Here is a 3,389-nt window from a genome sequence, read left to right as displayed (position 1 = left end):
GCTTTAAAGTGATTAATCGATTGGATGAAGACAGCAGAGTCGTTAAATAATCCTTGTTCTCGTGCGATTAATGTGAACATAATCCAGTCGCATAAATGTCCCATAAGGGATAACGTGCTGTTAGCCAATTGGCCAGAATGCTTCCTATAAGAGCTCAATGGTTCCTCTAAATAAACAAAATCCTTGTGTGCTAGCAGAGAAAACCAAGAAGCGACATCAACACTATTGTTAGATTGGTAGTGAAAGAAAGCCCCAAAGGGCTCCTTCAAATCTTCTTTTCTAAATAACGGAGTAGTGGGCTCGCCGATAAAGTTTTTTTGGATTTGCAGCATATTACTGATGGCGGATTTTCCATTAACAACCGCTGCCTTCCTATTTATTTGTTTAAAGGGCATAGTATGGGGTGATATTCGAATAGGCTGGCCGAAACCGTCAATGACTTGCCTGCGAGAGGTAACAAGGGTAATTTTCTGATCGTGCACAAGAAAAGGGATCATTTTCTCGATTTTTGTTGGATGCAGCATATCATCATCCATTAAATAGTTGATATATTCACCGGTTGAAAGGTCGAAGCATTGCTGCTGATTAGGAATCGGTCCGATGTTCTGTTGGTTTCTTACATACTTGATTTTCGATCCATTCGGCGAGGATAAGTAAGAATGCACCACTTGTTCCGTCTTATCATCTTCACTATTATCGCTAATGATAATCTCAATATTGCAATATGTTTGATTCAGTGCACTTTGGAGAGCTTGTTCCAAATAATACGGACGATTATAGGTTGGAATTAATATACTTACAAGAGGGTTCATAGTTGTGGTCCTTTCTCTACCAAACTGGAAAATCAAACGGTTACCAAATCTTCCACGGTGCGTGCTTGGAATCCCAAAGCTGCTTCAGATGCTGCTTATCCTTCATGCTATCCATAGCGTACCAGAAACCATTGTGTTTAAAGGCTTGAAGTTGTCCCGCATGCGCCAGCTGCTCTAAAGGATCTTTCTCGAAAATAGTTGCATCCCCATCGATATAGTTAAATACTTCCGGCTGCAAAACAAAGAACCCGCCGTTGACCCATCCTCCATCACCACTCGGTTTTTCATTGAATTGCTTGATTTGATTATCATCACCGATAGTCAGTGCACCGAATCGCCCAGAGGGTTGAACGGCTGTGACCGTTGCTATTTTCCCATGAGCTTGATGAAATTGCACCAATTTCCCTATATTCGAATTGATGACACCGTCCCCGTACGTCAACATGAAGGCTTCATTACCTACATGCTTTTGGATTCTTTTAAGCCGTCCGCCAGTCATCGAGTCTCCGCCAGTATCAACTAAAGTGACCTTCCAAGGCAGTTTGTGAGTTGAATGGTAACGAGACTTGTTATTTTCGAGATCAAAGGTAATGTCCGATTCATTCCTAACATAATTAGCGAAATAATCTTTGATTAAATGTCCCTGGTAGCCTAAGCAAATAATAAACTCATTAAAACCAAAGTAGCTATAAATCATCATGATATGCCATAGAATAGGTCGCTCACCAATCTCTATCATTGGTTTAGGCTTCAGATGAGACTCTTCACTGATTCTCGTGCCTAATCCCCCTGCCAGAATAACAACTTTCATATAATTCTCCTCTCTATTTTATCTATTTGATAGCATATTATATGCTAGCCTCAATAAATTGATAGGGACAACTACTGCAAGAAAAATTTCTTTCAAAACGAAAAGACAAGCTCCTCCTTTTCGGGAATAGCTTGTCTTCATTTTATGGACTCTACTATGATTGGTTTGGATAAAATACTTTGGAGTAGAGCACATCCAGAGCGTGGTCGATTTCCGCCAGGTCTTCTTCAGACGCATTCTTTATCTGTTGCTGGAAGCGGGCTTCTATGAGTGTGAAGGCCTTGTTCATCATGACTTGCCCTTCATTGGAAAGACGGAAGTATTGTTTTCTTCGATCTTTGGAATCGGTATATTTTTCACATAGATTTTTTTCGATTAGCTTCTTCAGTTCACGACTTGTATTGGGCATGGACATATGCTGACAATCACTCATTTGACTTAGAGTTACAGGCTGACTGACGGCTAAATTTTCCATGATACTATATTGAACGGGAGTAATGTTATCGGTCTTAACATCCCTCGTCATTTCATGCTTCACTTCATGAACAGCAGTAGTAAAGGCCACGAATTTCTGGAAAAAAGCTTGTTTGTCCATAGGAATCACCTCTAACTAACACGATAACAAAATAATTATCATAAAACAATTATCATTTGACAACTAAAAAGACGTTGTGTTACGATTTGGTTATCAAATGATAAGTAAAGAGGTGTCGCAATGAAAACACTAGTTATTTATACGCATCCTAATCATAAGAGCTTAAGCTATGCTTTTTTGCAAAAAGTTATGGAAGGAAGCAGTGAAAACCCTCATATCACGGAAATTAAGGTGCTGGATTTGTATGAGGAGCAGTTTAATCCAGTCCTTGTTTTCAATGAAAACAAACGAAGAAGAGATATGCATTCTGACCCTGAGCTTAAAAAGTATCGCGAACAAATTTTATGGGCAGATAAAATTGTTCTCGTATATCCAATCTGGTGGGGGCGGCCTCCGGCTATGTTAATGGGCTATATAGACCAAATGTTTGCTTCAGATTTTGCTTATAAAGATAAGGGAGGTTTGCTGCCAGAAGGACTTCTGAAGGGGAGGTCGGTTGTCTGCATTTCAACGATGAAAGGGCCGGCGTTTTATCCTTTGATCTGGTTGAATAATGCGCATAAAGTATTAATGCGGAAAGCTCTGTTCCAATATGTAGGGATGAAAAAAGTGAAGTTTTTTGAATTTGGAAACATGGAAAGTCCGAAAGGAAAACATGAACAAAAGCTAAATAAAATCTATCGGTATTTCAAAACAATTAGCGGCTAGGCTGGAATATCTTATTCGACCCATGTCATGTTCTGCTCAGATCCAACCAGTCCGTTGATGAATTAAAGCATTCTATGCTGCGCTCGAGTATGCTGGACTTTTTCCCGAAAATAGGGGGAACGATTGCTGTACTAAGTGGTCTTTCGCTCATATGGCTTGGTGAATACGGTTCTTTCATGCAGCTCTGGTTGATTGGTTCACTCATTCTATATGTTATCATTGAAATTATTGTGATCGGTATTGTGGGTCCCAATTCAAAGAAGTTAATGAATTGGCTGATTGAACCGGGAAACCAAAACGCGGCTACTTTGCCTGATGAAGTCAAAGGTTACTTCAGCAAAGCCAGAAACTATCTATGGTTAGCAACAGCGCTGGGGTTGGTATTGTTTATCTTCATGATTATGAAGCCTGTCATCGAGAGCTAAGGATATAAAGGGGAAATGAAGTGCACAAGGTGTGTTAG

5 protein-coding genes are annotated in these 3,389 nt (G+C 39.9%); 2 read left to right on the top strand and 3 right to left on the bottom strand.

What is annotated here, in order from left to right; translation table 11 throughout:
* The 3 genes from AC1DWN_RS30720 to AC1DWN_RS30710 all read right to left on the bottom strand — a co-directional run.
* On the bottom strand, positions 1–812 hold an 812-nt coding region (locus AC1DWN_RS30720), incomplete at its 3' end, for a glycosyltransferase family 2 protein (RefSeq protein WP_477562653.1).
* Between the two features lie 40 nt (positions 813–852).
* Positions 853–1,623, bottom strand: a complete 771-nt coding sequence (gene rfbF, locus AC1DWN_RS30715; protein WP_477562652.1) for a glucose-1-phosphate cytidylyltransferase — start codon at positions 1,621–1,623, stop codon at positions 853–855.
* A gap of 154 nt (positions 1,624–1,777) precedes the next feature.
* Positions 1,778–2,218 carry a MarR family winged helix-turn-helix transcriptional regulator gene (locus tag AC1DWN_RS30710; RefSeq protein ID WP_477562651.1) on the bottom strand — a complete coding sequence of 147 codons (441 nt, stop codon included), beginning with the start codon at positions 2,216–2,218 and terminating at the stop codon, positions 1,778–1,780.
* 120 nt (positions 2,219–2,338) lie between these two features.
* Between AC1DWN_RS30710 and AC1DWN_RS30705 the strand changes: the two genes are divergently transcribed.
* Together AC1DWN_RS30705 and AC1DWN_RS30700 are read left to right on the top strand one after the other, a co-directional pair.
* Complete coding sequence (locus AC1DWN_RS30705; RefSeq protein WP_477562650.1) at positions 2,339–2,926, top strand: NAD(P)H-dependent oxidoreductase; 588 nt, start codon at positions 2,339–2,341, stop codon at positions 2,924–2,926.
* A gap of 8 nt (positions 2,927–2,934) precedes the next feature.
* Positions 2,935–3,351, top strand: coding sequence for a DUF2269 family protein (locus AC1DWN_RS30700; RefSeq protein WP_477562654.1), 417 nt, complete (start codon positions 2,935–2,937; stop codon positions 3,349–3,351).
* The last annotated feature ends 38 nt before the right edge of the window (positions 3,352–3,389 follow it).

The organism is Paenibacillus sp. P4_A7, assembly GCF_056402455.1.
This window is presented reverse-complemented; position numbering and strand designations above follow the sequence as displayed.